The sequence below is a fragment of the Mycobacterium sp. NPDC050041 genome (assembly GCF_049541695.1).
Classification (GTDB): domain Bacteria; phylum Actinomycetota; class Actinomycetes; order Mycobacteriales; family Mycobacteriaceae; genus Mycobacterium.
In genome coordinates, this window is sequence record NZ_JBMVDG010000001.1 from 879,330 (window position 1) to 893,696 (window position 14,367).

At 71.4% G+C, this 14,367-nt stretch carries 13 protein-coding genes; 5 read left to right on the forward strand and 8 right to left on the reverse strand.

The genetic code is table 11. The features are described 5' to 3' along the window. Positions 1–3 precede the first annotated feature (3 nt). A complete protein-coding gene (locus tag ACPCHZ_RS04265) occupies positions 4–375 on the forward strand; it encodes a DUF4189 domain-containing protein (RefSeq protein WP_423483587.1) in 372 nt (123 codons plus the stop codon). A 75-nt stretch (positions 376–450) separates the two neighbouring features. Beyond that, positions 451–1,068 (forward strand): hypothetical protein, encoded by a 618-nt coding sequence (locus tag ACPCHZ_RS04270; RefSeq protein WP_423483588.1) that lies wholly within the window; start codon positions 451–453, stop codon positions 1,066–1,068. Between the two features lie 14 nt (positions 1,069–1,082). Here ACPCHZ_RS04270 and ACPCHZ_RS04275 read toward each other — a convergent pair whose 3' ends face one another. The 4 genes from ACPCHZ_RS04275 to ACPCHZ_RS04290 all read right to left on the reverse strand — a co-directional run bounded on the left by ACPCHZ_RS04275 (position 1,083) and on the right by ACPCHZ_RS04290 (position 8,831). Further along, positions 1,083–2,240 (reverse strand): hypothetical protein, encoded by a 1,158-nt coding sequence (locus tag ACPCHZ_RS04275; RefSeq protein WP_423483589.1) that lies wholly within the window; start codon positions 2,238–2,240, stop codon positions 1,083–1,085. Further along, positions 2,240–4,741, reverse strand: a complete 2,502-nt coding sequence (locus tag ACPCHZ_RS04280; protein ID WP_423483590.1) for a hypothetical protein — start codon at positions 4,739–4,741, stop codon at positions 2,240–2,242. The genes ACPCHZ_RS04275 and ACPCHZ_RS04280 overlap by 1 nt, the downstream gene beginning before the upstream one ends. Continuing rightward, complete coding sequence (locus ACPCHZ_RS04285; RefSeq protein WP_423483591.1) at positions 4,738–6,792, reverse strand: hypothetical protein; 2,055 nt, start codon at positions 6,790–6,792, stop codon at positions 4,738–4,740. Before ACPCHZ_RS04285 ends, ACPCHZ_RS04280 begins: the two co-directional genes overlap by 4 nt. Positions 6,793–6,914: 122 nt before the next feature. Next, positions 6,915–8,831 carry a heavy metal translocating P-type ATPase gene (locus tag ACPCHZ_RS04290; protein WP_423483592.1) on the reverse strand — a complete coding sequence of 639 codons (1,917 nt, stop codon included), beginning with the start codon at positions 8,829–8,831 and terminating at the stop codon, positions 6,915–6,917. 72 nt (positions 8,832–8,903) lie between these two features. On the opposite strand from ACPCHZ_RS04290, the gene ACPCHZ_RS04295 reads away from it, so the two are divergent. Then, on the forward strand, positions 8,904–9,257 hold the full coding sequence (locus tag ACPCHZ_RS04295; protein ID WP_423483593.1) for an ArsR/SmtB family transcription factor: 354 nt from the start codon (positions 8,904–8,906) through the stop codon (positions 9,255–9,257). On the opposite strand, the gene ACPCHZ_RS04300 is transcribed toward ACPCHZ_RS04295, so the two are convergent. Beyond that, positions 9,258–9,884 carry a flavodoxin family protein gene (locus tag ACPCHZ_RS04300; protein ID WP_423483594.1) on the reverse strand — a complete coding sequence of 209 codons (627 nt, stop codon included), beginning with the start codon at positions 9,882–9,884 and terminating at the stop codon, positions 9,258–9,260. It abuts the gene before it with no gap. A gap of 101 nt (positions 9,885–9,985) precedes the next feature. On the opposite strand from ACPCHZ_RS04300, the gene ACPCHZ_RS04305 reads away from it, so the two are divergent. Both ACPCHZ_RS04305 and ACPCHZ_RS04310 read left to right on the forward strand, forming a co-directional pair. Beyond that, positions 9,986–10,765 carry an enoyl-CoA hydratase/isomerase family protein gene (locus ACPCHZ_RS04305; RefSeq protein WP_423483595.1) on the forward strand — a complete coding sequence of 260 codons (780 nt, stop codon included), beginning with the start codon at positions 9,986–9,988 and terminating at the stop codon, positions 10,763–10,765. A gap of 25 nt (positions 10,766–10,790) precedes the next feature. Continuing rightward, the gene (locus tag ACPCHZ_RS04310; protein ID WP_423483596.1) at positions 10,791–12,089 is read left to right on the forward strand and encodes an acyl-CoA dehydrogenase family protein; all 1,299 of its coding nucleotides are present in this window, start codon (positions 10,791–10,793) and stop codon (positions 12,087–12,089) included. Positions 12,090–12,092: 3 nt separating this feature from the next. On the opposite strand, the gene ACPCHZ_RS04315 is transcribed toward ACPCHZ_RS04310, so the two are convergent. The 3 genes from ACPCHZ_RS04315 to ACPCHZ_RS04325 all read right to left on the reverse strand — a co-directional run bounded on the left by ACPCHZ_RS04315 (position 12,093) and on the right by ACPCHZ_RS04325 (position 14,327). Then, positions 12,093–12,503 carry a hypothetical protein gene (locus ACPCHZ_RS04315; protein WP_423483597.1) on the reverse strand — a complete coding sequence of 137 codons (411 nt, stop codon included), beginning with the start codon at positions 12,501–12,503 and terminating at the stop codon, positions 12,093–12,095. A gap of 61 nt (positions 12,504–12,564) precedes the next feature. Further along, positions 12,565–13,509 (reverse strand): phosphotransferase family protein, encoded by a 945-nt coding sequence (locus tag ACPCHZ_RS04320; protein ID WP_423483805.1) that lies wholly within the window; start codon positions 13,507–13,509, stop codon positions 12,565–12,567. After that, positions 13,506–14,327, reverse strand: coding sequence for an SDR family NAD(P)-dependent oxidoreductase (locus ACPCHZ_RS04325; protein ID WP_423483598.1), 822 nt, complete (start codon positions 14,325–14,327; stop codon positions 13,506–13,508). Before ACPCHZ_RS04325 ends, ACPCHZ_RS04320 begins: the two co-directional genes overlap by 4 nt. Positions 14,328–14,367: the final 40 nt, after the last annotated feature.

Sequence of the window (14,367 nt, forward strand, 5' to 3'; positions counted from 1 at the left end):
ACCATGAAGAAGACCACGTCCCTGCTCGTCGCCGCCGTGGCTGCGGCCTCGTTCAGCACCGTCACCTCAGCGCCGGCCAACGCCGCGCTGTACTACGGCGCGATCGCCTACTCCGGCAACGGAGCCTCGGGCACCGCGTACAACTACTCCAGCCGCAGCGAGGCCGAGACGCTGGCCGAACTGGTCTGCGGCTACACCGACTGCGACACCCTGACCAGCTTCACCGGTTGCGGTGCGGTGGCGCGTAATTCGACGCAGGCGTACGGCGGGTCCGGCCCGACCCTGGCCGCCGCGCAGCGCAAGGCGCTGGCCAGCCTGCGCTCCAGCAGCGGTCCGGGCTACATCGACGCCTGGGCCTGCAACAAGGGCAGCTGACGCGACGGTCGACCGGCCCGCTGATCCGCGCACCGCGGAGCGGCGGGCCGGTTGCTTCGACTCCGAAGGGATCACGTGTACCACGGAAACCGTCCGCCGTACCGGCCGCCGCTGTATCCGCAGCCGAGCTATCCGCCACCGGGACAGGGCTATCCGCCCCCACCACCGGGTCACGGTGCGCCGCCGCCGGCGCGCCCGCGCATGCTGCTCTTCGGACTGCTGGCCGCCGTGGTCGCGCTGTCGATCGCCGGTGCCCTGGCGTTCTTCATGGCCAACAACACGACGCCGCGCTCGTTCGCCAACGGCGGCCGGATCGACATCACCGCAGACACCGAAGTCGTCTTCGTCCGTGGCCAGGATCCGGACGGCGTCCGCTGCACTGCCGCGCGAACCGGCGGTCAGCGGATCACGCTGCCGCACTTCAGCGGATGGCCGAAGACCGTCGGCGGCGGAAGGGGCAGCCGCGGCTACCGCGCCGTGGCGACGCTTCCCGGCGGCGGAAGCTCGTTCACCGTGACGTGCAGCGAAGTCTCGTCGGACAGGCTCTACGTGGGCGAGGCCCCGTCAGTCGGCCCCCTGCTCGTCATCGGTCTCGCCTTCGTGGTACCCACCCTCGCGGTCCTCGCCGTCGCGATCGTCATGCGGCGCAGGATGTACGGGCCGAGCCTCCGGCCGCCACCAGGCACCCGCTAGGCCGGGCTCGGCGCTCAGAGCACGCCGAAGCTCGACGTCACCCATCGGATCGGGTCCGCGCAGCGGAACGGCGCGATGCCGCGGGAGTGCAGCCGGTTGCCGCTCGGCGGCTGGCCGAGCGCCGACACCACGAAGTAGCGGTGCGCCAGCATCATTCCGTTCGACGGGTTCTCGACCGCGGCGACCATGCCGCCGCCGTGCAGCCGGGTCAGCAGGCTGCGCACCTCCTGGTGCAGCAGTTGGCCGTCGGTCTCGTCGTAGTACTGGCCGTCGGAGGTGTCACGCAGGTACGCCGCACCGGCGTTCGACATGATCAGGTTCCACTCGGAGCCCTCGACGTCGCGCAGCACCCGCAGCGCGTCGAACTTCGACAGGATCACCGCCAGCTTGGGCTGCGACGACCCGACGGCCTGCAGCATGTTGTAGAGCACGCCGCGCGGATCGCCGCCGCTGAACATCTGCACCGGCAGCAGGTCCTGCAGCTGGTCGCGAATCGCCTTGACCCGCAATGGATCGAACATGAAGAACACCGCGTCGGCATTGGCGAAGAACCGGAACGGCGGCGCGTGCAGGTCGCCGGATTCCATGTCCTCGCCCGCGACGTCGCGCAACACCAGGAAGCGCCGCACACCGTGCCACACGCCGATGCTGAACATCAACGGCTCCCGTTGATGCGACGCTTGGGTGTCCACGGTTGGTGTCGGCGGTACGAGTCCGCGCTGGATGTACAGCGGTGTCTCGTAGTTCAGCGAGTACGCCGCGGCCGTGGCGCGGGTGACCGGCTCCATCGACACCCCGAGCCGCTCGCACAGCAACTCGAGCTGCTTGACCAGCACCGCGATGTAGAGGCTCTTCCCAGTGGCACGGGCGCCCGCCATCGCGATGCAGATCGCGTGCCCGTTGCGCCAGCCGTCGGGCAGCGTGAAGTGGCAGACCGGGCAGATCTCGATCGCCTGCCCCTGCAGTGCCCGGCTGGCCTCCTCGATCGGCGGCGGCGGGCCGTCGTAACCGACCGGCCGCGCCCACGTGTATAGCGGACCGCACTCGGCGGGGGCGCCGAGGTACGCGGTGGCGACCTCGTCGCGGTAACGGGTTCCGCCGGCCTGTGGGGACAGCGTCCACAGGTGTTCGGCCGGACTGAGCGCGCTGAAACAGCGGGGGCACTTGGACATCAGCGGCCCCACCGGGTCCGGATGGCCGGCGACGACTGCGCTTCGGCGCCACGCGCCAGCAGTCGCCCGGCGACCTTGCGGGCGCGCCGCAGTGCGCCGTCGGACCTGTCACCGGAGAGCTGCGTCATCGCCATCGCCACCGATCCGGCGTCGACGCCGTCGGCGCCCGCCCTCGTCATCAGCACCCGGTTGGCGAGCTGCCAGGACATGTCCACGAGCGGGTCGCCGGTGGGGGCAATCTCGTCGTCGGGATTCCAGCGCAGGGCCGCGACGGCCAGCACCACGGACGGGTTGAGCAGGCGCGCGTCCAGCAGTGCCGTGGCGTGGGCGAACGCCGTGCCCGCCACCGCGGGATCACCCGCCAGCGCGATGCACGCCGAGGGATACGGCTGTCCGGACGCGGCGGCGATGAGTGCGAGCGTCACCAGCCGCTGGGCGCAGTCGGGGTGGATGCCCTCGGGGCCCACCGACTCCGCCGCGATGTCCCACAGCGGTGTGTAGGCCGCCTGATGGGTCGTCGCGTAGCCCTGCTGCACCCACACCTGGGGCTCGATGAGCCTGGCACCGGCGCAGGCGACCGCGACGTGGTCGTCGTTGGCGGCGAGCACCACGCTCGCGAGCCGCGCCAGTTCCGCTGAGTCGGCCGCGCCCATCAGCGTGCGGATGGCGGCCGCGCCCGGCACCGCGTCTCCCGCCGCGGCGAGCAGATCGGCCGGCGGCCACACGGTCTCGGCCGCCATCTGGTCGAATCTTGTTGAGCCGCATGACCGTAGCCACCACAGCGCCGCTGCCCGGTCGGCGGTGTCGGCGGCGCCGTGCCGCAGTGCATACGTCCCGCGCAGCGCGGCCCTGGTCCAGGTCTCGTCGTGTGCCTTCAGCTGCGCGAGCTCCTGGGCCGTGGGTGCGGTGACCCCGTCGGCCAGCCAGTCCAGCACGTCGTCGGGCAACGCCACCGAGCCGTCGGTGCAGTCGGCGTCGGCCAGCAGCGCCGCGGCGAGCGCGAGCCGGGTGGGGGCGCCGACCTGTCCGTCGAGTCCGCCCACCAGCGACGGACCGTGCTGCGTGTCCCGCAGCCACGGCACCACGTCGGCATCGACGGCGGCACGCACCCGGGTGTCGTCGACCCCCGACCGGATCAGCAGGTCGGCCAGCCGCAGCACCCGGTGCGGTCCCGCGGCACGGGCCGACGCCACGGCGGGTCCGATCGCGGTGGCGAGTTCGCCCGGCACCCGCGACCCGCGAAAACCGCGGTCGCTCACCGGAATCGGGCCCGGCTGCGCCAGCCACGCGTCGTCCGCCACGGCGCGCCGCAGGTAGGTGACATCGGCGAGCTCGCCCGCCGGTCCGGCCGATGCGCGTTCGACGGCCTGCCAGGCGTCGCGGGTGCTGTTGCCCAGCACCCAGTGCATGACCCCGGAGATGGTGCTCGCCACCGCGGGGTCGCGGGCCGCGCCGGGCGGCGAGTGTGAAGCGATGACGACGCGGGCCTCGGCCTCCGCGTCGGAGAACTCGTCGTACTTGGCCACCGCCATCGCCATCGGCCACGCCGGATGCAGTCCGACGTCGCCGGCCTGCGCGGCGAAGTGGTCGATCTCGTCGAGCACCAGCCGCGCCGACTCGGCGTCCAGCAGCACCACCTGCGCCATCGCCGACCACGCCGTCACGGCGATGGTCTGTCCGCCCGCGGTGCGGTGCGGCTGGCCGTCCAGTTCACCGAGCCACAGCGTGTCGGTCTCGCTGATCACCAGCGCGTCGGGGGGCAACCGGTCGACGTCGTCAAGCGGCACCGCGGTCAGGTGCTGCTGGCCCTGCACGGCGAGGCCGAGCTGTTCGGCCCGGTCGAACGTCGAGAAGTTCAGTGTGCCTGCGGTTCCCGCCGACATCAGGAAGCTGACCAGCCCGATCCACTGGGCGGCGGACTCCGTCGACTCGACGCCGAGCACCACCGGCCTGCCGCCGGCCAGCGCCGCGGCGACGGCGTCGAGCAGGCCGAGCAGTGTGGCCAGCCGCCACGTCGACGGATCGAGCGCGAACGCCACCACGCTCTCCCTGGTGACCACGCCGCCCGGCTCAGGAGCGCCGTCGGGCAGCGCCGCGCCGGCCACCGCCGGCGGTCCGTATGGGCAGAGCCACCGCGGCGAGCGCCACCATTCGATGGGCCGCCGGGGACTCCGGTCGGGTGCGCGGTCGAGCACCGCGTGGGCGAACACGTTGCCGGGCCTGCCGGTGCTGTCCGGACCGGCGGGCACGGTGTGCCAGTAGCCGGCGGCGTCGCGGCCGACACGGCGGAAGGCCAGCCGGCGGGGTCCCTCGGCGAGCTGCTCGGTGGTCGGATAGGCGGGCAACGGCCGCACCGGGTTGAAGACGGTGCGCACACCGGAGACGAGGGTCTGGATCTCCTCGGTGGTCAGCGCGCCCGCGGTCTGTTTGACCTGCCAGCCGCCGACGGTGCCCGCGGCGTCGAAGGACGTGTAGCTGAGCTGGCCGTACCGTGTGGTCACGGGGCCGCCGGGGTGAGTCGCAGGGTCTCGACCGGCGGATCCAGCAGTGCGATCACCCGCAGCCGCAACGGTGCCGGGGTGTTGACGAACAGCCGGATCCAGCCCTGCCTGCCGCGCAGGTTCGCCGCCCACAATTCGGTGCCGCCGCTGGTGCTCAGCTGTGACCATCTCAGCTCCTTCGAGGGCTGCGCGGCCAGCTGACCGTGCTCGTCGAGCGGCGCGACATCGACGGGTTGCCCGTCGTAGATGGACAGCGGGATTCGCTGAGGATTGTTGACCAGCACGAAGACCGGCGAGCCGGGCAGGTCGTACTCCGAGCGCATCGCGATGGTCGCGGTGGTCGGTTGACCGTCGGGGCCGCGGCCGATCCGCACGCCGTACTGCAGCCGTAGCAGGCCGTGGTAGTCGATGCTCGCGGTGGCGCCCATGATGCGACGGCCGCCGGAGAACGCCACCGGGGCCAGGTGCAGCGAGCAGCCGCCGAGCGGGAGCTGGCCGGCGAACTGCATCCCGCCGTACCGCTCGTACTCCTCGAGGGTGATCTCGAACGAGGTGCCCGACATCGCGGCCCGCGCGTCGTAGCCCTTGGGCGCGACGTACACCACCACCGCGGCGGCGCCGTCGGGCCAGTCGAAGGTGAGCACCTGCTTGTTGCAGTACTCGGCGAGGTCGATGTCGCGGATGAGGCCGGTGCGCACCGTGGAGAAGGTGGCGCCCAGCCGGGCCCGGTCGCCGATCAGCGTCACCGGGGTGAAGTACGCCCGGCTCCATTCGTTCGGCCATGAGACGCCGACCATCGTGGTCCGCACATTGCCGTCGGCGTCGCGCTGCTCGGCCACCGGCTGCGTCAGCCGCATCTCGTCGGCCAGCCCGACCTGTTGCAGTGCGCCGCTGGGCAGTTCGGTGGCGTCGGCGCCTGCGCTGGGGCCGTCCTCGGTCCGGTAGATCACCACCTTGCCCGCAGGCGGGTTCGTCCAGGTCAGCTCGAGCATGGTGCCGTCTTCGCTGCCGCCCGAGACGCCCAGATCGGTCACCGGCAGCAGCACCGCGGAGACCTCGACCTCGAATGCGGTGGCTTCCGACAGCCGCAGCACGCCCTCGACGGGCGCCGCGCACCGGGCCCGGTAGAGGTAGCGCCTGCCGCGGTCGACTCCGGTGTCGACGAAGCCGTTGAGATTGTCGCCGTCAGGCAGGATGCGGTACTGCGGCCCATCCTGATCGGCGTCCTCGGCGGGCACCCGGTAGAGATAGACCGCGCTCACACCGGCGGGCACCGACCACTGCCCGATCACCCGGCCTGCGTCCTCCCGCACCACGAACTCGGCCAGCGGGCTGATCAACATTCCCGAGGCGTGCAGCACCGGCTGGGCGGCCAGCGCCTCGGCGTGGGTGGCGCCGGCGTTGGCCCACACCTGGAAGCTGCGCACCGCCGAGGACGCCGTGCGTTCGTCGGTGGCCGACAGCTCGGCGGTGACGGCCACCAGCTCGGCGCGGTCCGGCGAGTGGGGCGGGCCGTCGTCGCCGCTCACCAGGCGGTAGAGCACGACGGCGCCCGGTGTCGTTTCATATGCGGGCCAACGCAATTCGAGCGCACCGCGGCCCCCACTGACATCACGGCGGCGGAACAACGCGATCGGGTGCACCTCGCCCGCGGGGGCGGTGCCGTCGAAGGCGGCGAAGTTGGCGGCAGCGGGTGGCGGCTCGTCGAACGGCACCGGATCGGTGGCGGCGAAGCCGCCGGTGTCGGTGCCAGTGCCGGCTTCTGTGGTGTGGTGCCTGCCGGTGGTGCCGGTGCTCACCGGGGTGGTGCCACCGGGATCGGCCTCGAGCTCGCGCAGCACCCTGGCCATGTCCTCGGCGTGCTCGGCGGCCGAGCCGGGGAGCATCGCGCGGACCTGGTCGACCTCGGTGCGGCCCGAGCGCAACACCAGGCGCAGGTGGGCTTCCTTGAAGCTGCGGGCGGACACCGCACCGGAGTCGATGAGTTGCTGGCGCCATTCGAGCAGCGACTGCAGCCGCGGATCGTCGTCGACGGGGTGCGGATCGGTCATCGGTGGCACACCAGCGCGATGTTCGGACCGAGGGGGGATGTACGGGCAACGGGTGGCTCGAGCACAGTGCCCCCGGGCTGCATCACAGCAGTGTATCCGAGTGTGCTGCAGCCCACCTGCGCCTATTTCACCCACGCCCGGTTCGACAGCAGCCGCAGCCCGTTGAGGGCGACCAGGATCGTCGATCCCTCGTGACCCGCGACGCCGAGCGGCAGCGGGAGGTGGCCGACGAGGTCCCAGGTGACCAGCGCGACGATGACCGTGGCCGCGATGACCAGGTTCGCCACCACCACTCGCCGGGCCCGCCGGGCCAGCGCGACGACGGCGGGAACGGCGCTGAGGTCGTCGCGGACGGTGACGGCGTCGGCGGTCTCGATGCTCAGGTCGGCGCCGCTGCGGCCCATGGCGATCGAGGTGTGCGCCGCGGCCATCGCGGGCGCGTCATTGATCCCGTCGCCGACCAGCAGCACCCGCCGGCCGTCGGCCTGCAGGGCCCGCACGACGTCGACCTTGTCGGCGGGCATCAGCCCGGCGCGGACATCGGCGATGCCTGCCGCATCGCCGAAGTGCTCGGCGGCGAGGCGGTGGTCACCGGTCAGCACGACGGGATCGCCGGCGGTCAGCTCGCCGATCGACGCGACCGCACGCGCGGCGTCCCGGCGCAGGCGGTCCGTGAGGCCGAGCATCCCGACCGCCCGATCGTCGACGGTGAGCACCACGACGGTCGCGCCGGTCGGTTCGAGCGCGGTCACGGCCGCGATCTCGCCGAAGCCCGCGCCCGCCAGCACGGCGACCCGGTGGCCGTCGACCTCGGCGCTCACCCCGCGGCCCGGCAGCGCCCGGAAGTCGTGCGCCCGGGGAACGGTCAGACCGCGGCGGCGGGCCTCGGCGAGGATCGCCCGTCCGATCGGATGCTCGCTGTACTGTTCCGCGGCCGCGGCGGTGCGCAGCAGATCGTCGGCGCCGTCACCGTCCAGCGCCGTCACCTCGGTGAGCACCGGGGTGCCGTGCGTGAGCGTCCCGGTCTTGTCGAACGCCACCACGGTGGTGTCGGCGAGCCGTTCCATGGCGACCGCCGACTTGACCAGCACGCCGTGCCTGCCCGCGTTGGCGATCGCCGAAAGCAGCGGCGGCATGGTGGCCAGCACGATCGCGCACGGTGACGCCACGATCATGAACGTCATCGCGCGCAGCAGGGTGGACTGCAGATCGGCACCGGCGAGCAGCGGCACGACGAACAACGCGGTGGTCGCGACCACCACCGCGACCGAGTAGCGCTGTTCCACCTTCTCGATGAACAGCTGGGTGTGCGCCTTGGTGGCCGAGGCCTCGGCGACCATCGCCACGATGCGGGCCACCACGGTCTGCGAGGGCTCCCGGTTGACCCGGATCCGCAGTGCGCCCGGCCCGTTGAGCGTGCCCGCGTAGACGTCGTCGCCCGGCGCCTTGGTGACCGGCATCGGCTCACCGGTGATCGACGCCTGGTCGACGTCGGACGCGCCCTCGGTCACCGTGCCGTCGGCCGAGATCCGCTCCCCCGGCCGGACCATCACCTCGTCGCCGACGACGAGATCGGCCGCCGCCACCGTCGTCTCTTCGCCGCCGGAACCGATACGGACCGCGCGTTCGGGCGCCAGGTTCAGCAGGCTGCGCACCGAGTCCCTGGTACGCCCGGTCGCGACGTCCTCCAGCGCCCCGGACGTGGCGAAGATGACGATCAGCAGGGCGCCGTCGAAGATCTGGCCGATGGCGGCCGCGCCGATCGCCGCGACGATCATCAGCAGGTCGACGTCGAGGCGCCGCTCGCGCAGCGCCTGCAGTCCCTCGAGCGCCGGGGCCCAGCCGCCGGTGGCATAGCAGGCGAGGTAGAGCGTCCACCACACCGCGTCGGGCAGGCCCGCGAGCTGGGCGACCGCGCCGGCGCCGAACAGCCCGAGCGCGACCGTCGCCCATCGCACCGAGGCGACCGACCAGCAGGCGGCGCGCCAGCCGGACGGCGTCCCACGACGGGTGGGTGCGGCGGCTTCGACAGTCGTCATCACGCCTAGATGTATACATGTACAGGTCTACATGTGTCATCTGTCCGGGTGGACCCGTGTTTCAATGAACGCATGGGTCATGGGGTGCAGGGCCGGTCGGCGCCACCGGCCGCACTCGACGCGTCCTCGGCCGCCATGATCGCCGAGACCCTGCAGGCGCTGGCCTCCCCCAACCGGCTGCGCATCCTCACCCGACTGCGCCAGTCACCCTGCACGGTGACCGAGCTGTCCGCGGCCGTCGACATGGAGCAGCCGGCCGTGTCGCACCAGTTGCGGCTGCTGCGGGCGCTGGCACTGGTGGCAGGCGACCGCAACGGCCGCAACATCGTCTACCGGCTGTACGACAACCACGTCGCGCAGCTGCTCGACGAGGCGGTCTACCACATCGAGCACCTCCGGCTCGGCGCCCGCGACACCACTGCCTGATCAGCCGTACGGCGGATACGGGTTGTCGCGCAACATCTTCGCCAGATGCAGGGCGTTGCGGGCAGCGGACGCGGTGGTGCTCTCCACGGCCTCGGGCGTCTCGTCGAGGTCCTTGTAGTCGGTGCCGCCCATCGCCTGGTCGTTCCAGTAGGTGCAGCCCTGCGCGGGGATCGTGTAGCCGATGTCGTTGAGCGCCTGGAACAGGTCGGCGACGATCTTGTGCGCGCCGTCCTCGTTGCCGACCACCGTCGCCAGCGCCACCTTGCCCACCTGGCGCGGCCGGCCCGCGTCGTCGGTCTCCGACAGCTCGGCGTCCAACCGCTCGAGCACCCGCTGGGCGACGCTGGACATGTGGCCGACCCAGGTGGGCGTCGAGACCACCAGGATGTCGGCGGCGACGATCTTCTCCAGGATGGTCGGCCACTGGTCGCCGTCGCCCATGTCGGCCTCGGTACCGGGCGCCACCGCGTAGTCGACCACCCGCAAGCTCTCGCACTCGGCGCCACCGTCACGCAGGTGCTTGAACACCTGCTCGGTGATCACCGAGCTGCTCGACTCGTCAGGGCTCGGCTTGAGCGTGCAGACCAGACCGAGGGCACGCAGTGGCTTGTTCGCTGATGAGGTCATGGTCCCCGGCGTACCCGGCCGCCCTGGGGGTAACCGCCGTTGCACCCCGCGCCGCGCAGAGAATACGATTCTCCCTGACCGCGAATCCGTCTTCCCTCGGAGTGCTCATCACCACGACGCTCGCCCTCGACGTGCCCCGCCCGGGTGTCGCGTTGCTCCGGCTGAACCGGCCGACGCGGCTGAACGCCATCAACGGCGAGATGCGCGACGAATTGATGCAGACGCTCGCCGCGCTGGCCACCGACATGACCGTGCACGCCGTAGTACTGACGGGCAGCGGTCGCGGCTTCTGCTCCGGCATCGACGTCCGCGACTTCGGGCCCGGCACCGTCGCAGCCGACGCCCCGGCCATCGACCGGCTGCGCTTCCAGGAGTCGATGGCGGCGCTGCCGACCGCGGTGCGCGACCTCCCGCAGCCGGTGATCGCCGCGGTGAACGGGCCTTGCGTCGGCGCGGGCCTTGCGCTGTGCCTGGCCTCCGACATCCGGATCAGCGCCACCACAGCGACATTCGGCAACGCGGCGATCCTGCTCGGGCTCTCCGGCGCCGAGATGGGCATGAGCTACCACCTGCCGCGGATCGTCGGCACCAGCGTCGCCGCCGACTGGATGCTGACCGGCCGCACCGTCACTGCCGAGGAAGCCGACCGCCGCGGACTGGTCAGCCAGCTCGTCGAACCCGACGCACTGCTCGACCGTGCGCTCGACCTCGGCGCGGCCGTCGCCGGCCTGTCCCCGCTGGGCGTGCAGCTGACCAAACGCGCACTGCACGTCAACACCGATGCCGGTGATCTGCACGCGGCGCTCGAATTGGAGAACCGCAACCAGGTGCTCACCCATGCCACCGACGACGCGGCGGCACGCAGACAGAAGTGGTCGTAACCACAGTTCGACGGAAGGACATCGCGTGGCCTGGGATTTCTGTACCGACCCTGAGTGGGCAGCTGAGCTCGAATGGGTCGAGGACTTCGTGCGCTCCGAGTGCGAACCGATCGACTACGTCGTCAAGGAGTCGCACGACCTCAACGACCCGGTGCGCCAGGCCCTGATCCCGCCGCTGCAGCAGATCGTCAAGGACCGCGGGCTGTGGGCCACCCATCTCGGACCGCATCTCGGCGGGCCGGGCCACGGTCAGGTCAAGCTCGCGCTGCTCAACGAGATCCTCGGCCGGTCGGAGTGCGCGCCGATCGTGTTCGGTTCGCAGGCACCCGATTCCGGCAACAGTGAGATCCTCGCGCACTACGGGACGCCGGAGCTGAAGGCGCGTTACCTCGAACCGCTGCTCGACAACCGCATCATCTCCTGCTTCTCGATGACCGAGCCGCAGGGCGGCGCCGACCCGAAGGTGTTCACCACCACCGCGACCGAGGACGGTGACCACTGGGTGATCAACGGCGAGAAGTGGTACTCGTCGTTCGCGTCGATGGCGTCGTTCATCATCGTCATGGCGATGACCGACCCGGATGCCCCGCCCTATCAACGTTATTCGATGTTCGTGGTGCCGGGTGACACGCCGGGCATCAACGTGCTGCGCGATGTCGGCCTCGGGTACCAGCCGCTCGGGGGCGGCGGACGGGAGGGCTACGTGCGGTACGAGAACGTCCGGGTGCCTGCCGATCACATGCTGGGCCCGCGGGGTGGGGCGTTCGTGGTCGCGCAGACCCGGCTCGGCGGCGGCCGCATCCATCACGCGATGCGCACTGTCGGGCTGGTGCGGCGCATCTTCGACATGATCACCGAACGCGCGGTGTCGCGGCACACCCAGGGCGAGGTGCTGGCGAACAAGCAGATGGTGCAGGAGATGATCGCCGACTCGTGGATGGAGATCGAGGCCTACCGCCTGCTGACACTGCAGACCGCCTGGAAGATCGACAAGTTCAACGACTACAAGGCGGTGCGGGCCGACATCTCCGCTGTCAAGGCGATGATGCAAAAGGTGCTGCACGACGTGTCGGCGCGGGCCCTGCAGATCCACGGGTCGCTGGGCACCTCACATGAGATGCCGTTCGTGCAATACATGACCGAGTCGTTCGTGCTCGGTCTGGCCGACGGGCCGACCGAGGTGCACAAGGTGACATTGGCGCGGCAGCTGCTCAAGGACGTCGAACCGTCGCCCGACGCCTTCCCGTCCGAACACCTGCTCCGGCGCCGCGACGCCGCGGAGGCCAAGTTCGCCGACCGGCTCGCCGGCGTCGCCAGGGGCTGACAGTCAGGCGGCAGGCGCCAACGCCACGTGGAACCGTTCGACGAGACCGCGGGCGGGATGGTCGGCCGTCGTCGCGGCGCAGGCCTGTTGGCTGTAGGTGACGGCGCGGTCGAGATCGTCGAGCGATCCATGGTGGGAGTGCCTGACCCAGAACGCGAATCCGAGGTGGGCGAGCAGCCACGGCCGCAGGGCGTCGTCGCGCGACGTCTGCGTCAGTGCCCGTTCGAGGAACCGGGTGGCGACGGCGAGGTCGGCGACCGCGCGGGTGCGCTCGTAGTGGGCCACCCACGCGATGCCGAGAGCGGCCGCCGCGGTCTGCTCCAGCAACTGGTGCATTACGGCGAGGTCGGCGGCGGCGCCGGTGCGGCGGTACCGGGTGAGGTACGCCGCCGCGAGCATGAATGTGCCGAACATGACACCAATCTATGCCGCCGCCCGCCCTACCGATCACACCTTCTTCGCCGGCCGGGTGCGGTCAGGCCAGCAGCGCCCGCGCCCGCGCCAGCAATCCCGGCAGCACCGGTGCCATCGCCTCGAGTTCCGGTCGTGGCGACGTGCGCCTGCGATTGTGCTTGACGATCAGGCCCCAGGTGGCCGCCGACTTGAAGCACGCGAGCGCCATGAACCATGCGGCGTCGGACACGGCGCCATACCGCTCGAGCAGCTCGTCGCGCGGCGGTACCGCTCCGGCGTGGGGTGACCGCCGGGAGTAGGTCGCCGGATCGGCGTTGACCAGGAACCAGCCCAGGTCGATGCGCGGATCGCCGACCGACCAGATCTCCCAGTCGATCACCCCGGTCACCGAGCCGTCGACGGCGAGCAGATTGCCCAGCCGGAAGTCGCCGTGCACGATGCTCGGCCCCATCGGTGCGGGCAATCCGGCGCGCAGTGCGTCGGCCGTGTCCGGCCAGTCCGGTGCCAGTGACCGGTCCACCGTCTGCAGCGTCGCACACCAGCGGTCGATCTCCGCCGCGGCGCCGACCACCGGTTCGCCGTGCGCCCCGATGTCCGCGGGCGTCAGCCGGTGCAGTGTCGCCAGGACATCGGTGGCATGCCGGAACCGTTGAGCGACAACAGGATTTGCCGCCTCGCCGGGTGGGTCGAAGAGCGGTTCGAAGCTGTCACCGGCCAGGCGGGTCATCACGAACAGCGGCGGCACCGCGGGTGGGTCGCCCGCGTCCTGCAGCAGCACCTCGGGCACCGGCACCGCGGTCGGACCGAGCGCGGAGATGATGCGGGCCTGCCGGATCACGTCGCGATGGGCGGTGGGCGGCACCCCCGGCGGCGCCACCTTGACCACCACGCGGCGCCCGTCGAGGTCACCGGCGAAGGTGAGGCTGGACGCACCGCCCGCCAGCGGCCGCAGACCGGAGACGCCGCGCGGGGCCAGCCGGTCGGCGAGTCCGTCGGGCAGGGTCAGGACAGTGCCCCGATCTCCCGCAGGAACGACTGGGTGCGGGCGATCCGGCCGGTCAGCGTGGCGGGGTCACCGGTGCACAGCGCCAGTGCGGTCTCGGTGATCAGCGAGATGTCCTCGGTGTCCACCTTGGCGAGGTCGAGCGCCCCGGCGCCCTCGGTGGCGACGGGGTTGGTGGGGGCGGCGGCGTTGACGGCGATGCCGTCGGCGTGCAGCTCGGCGGCCAGGCTCAAGGTCAGCCGGTTCAGGGCCGCCTTCGCGGTGCCGTAGATGCCGAAGCCCGCACTGCGGTCGAACTCCGAGAACGGCGGCCCCTCGGGCAGGTCGCCCCCGACCGATGTCAGGTTGAGCACCCAGCCGCGGCCGCGCTCGCGCATGGCGGGGATGGCCAGCTGGGTCAGGTGCAGCGGGGCGAGCACGTGCATCTCCATCATCAGCCGGACCCGCCGCTCGGGGAACGTGTCGAGCGGGCGGAGGAACGTCACCGCTGCGTTGTTGACCAGGATGTCCGGCGCGCCGATGCGCTCGACGACCTCGGCGAACATCCGCTCGCGGTCGCCGGGGTCCGAGAGGTCGGCGGCGACCGCGATCCCCGATCCGCCTGCGGCGGTGATCTTCTCGAGCGTCTCGACCAACGAGCCGGAGTACTTGGGGTCCGGTTCGGCTGTGCGGGCGGTGAGCGCCACCACGGCGCCCTCGGCGGCCAGCCGCTGGGCGATCGCGCTGCCGAGGCCCCTGCTGCTGCCGGTCACCAACGCGACCATGCCGGCACAACGTCCCGCCACCGCGCCCACCTCCCGATCCGAGAACGCCTTATCCATTTACGAGAATGACGTTACCCTCGGGGCGGTCGAGAAGGAG

Excerpts from the sequence above, each read along its gene's own strand:
- ACPCHZ_RS04290 (WP_423483592.1), bottom strand. The coding sequence starts at position 8,831 with ATGACGACTGTCGAAGCCGCCGCACCCACCCGTCGTGGGACGCCGTCC.
- ACPCHZ_RS04265 (WP_423483587.1), top strand. The coding sequence starts at position 4 with ATGAAGAAGACCACGTCCCTGCTCGTCGCCGCCGTGGCTGCGGCCTCG.
- ACPCHZ_RS04295 (WP_423483593.1), top strand. The coding sequence starts at position 8,904 with ATGGGTCATGGGGTGCAGGGCCGGTCGGCGCCACCGGCCGCACTCGAC.
- ACPCHZ_RS04325 (WP_423483598.1), bottom strand. The coding sequence starts at position 14,327 with ATGGATAAGGCGTTCTCGGATCGGGAGGTGGGCGCGGTGGCGGGACGT.
- ACPCHZ_RS04315 (WP_423483597.1), bottom strand. The coding sequence starts at position 12,503 with ATGTTCGGCACATTCATGCTCGCGGCGGCGTACCTCACCCGGTACCGC.
- ACPCHZ_RS04285 (WP_423483591.1), bottom strand. The coding sequence starts at position 6,792 with ATGACCGATCCGCACCCCGTCGACGACGATCCGCGGCTGCAGTCGCTG.
- ACPCHZ_RS04300 (WP_423483594.1), bottom strand. The coding sequence starts at position 9,884 with ATGACCTCATCAGCGAACAAGCCACTGCGTGCCCTCGGTCTGGTCTGC.
- ACPCHZ_RS04275 (WP_423483589.1), bottom strand. The coding sequence starts at position 2,240 with ATGTCCAAGTGCCCCCGCTGTTTCAGCGCGCTCAGTCCGGCCGAACAC.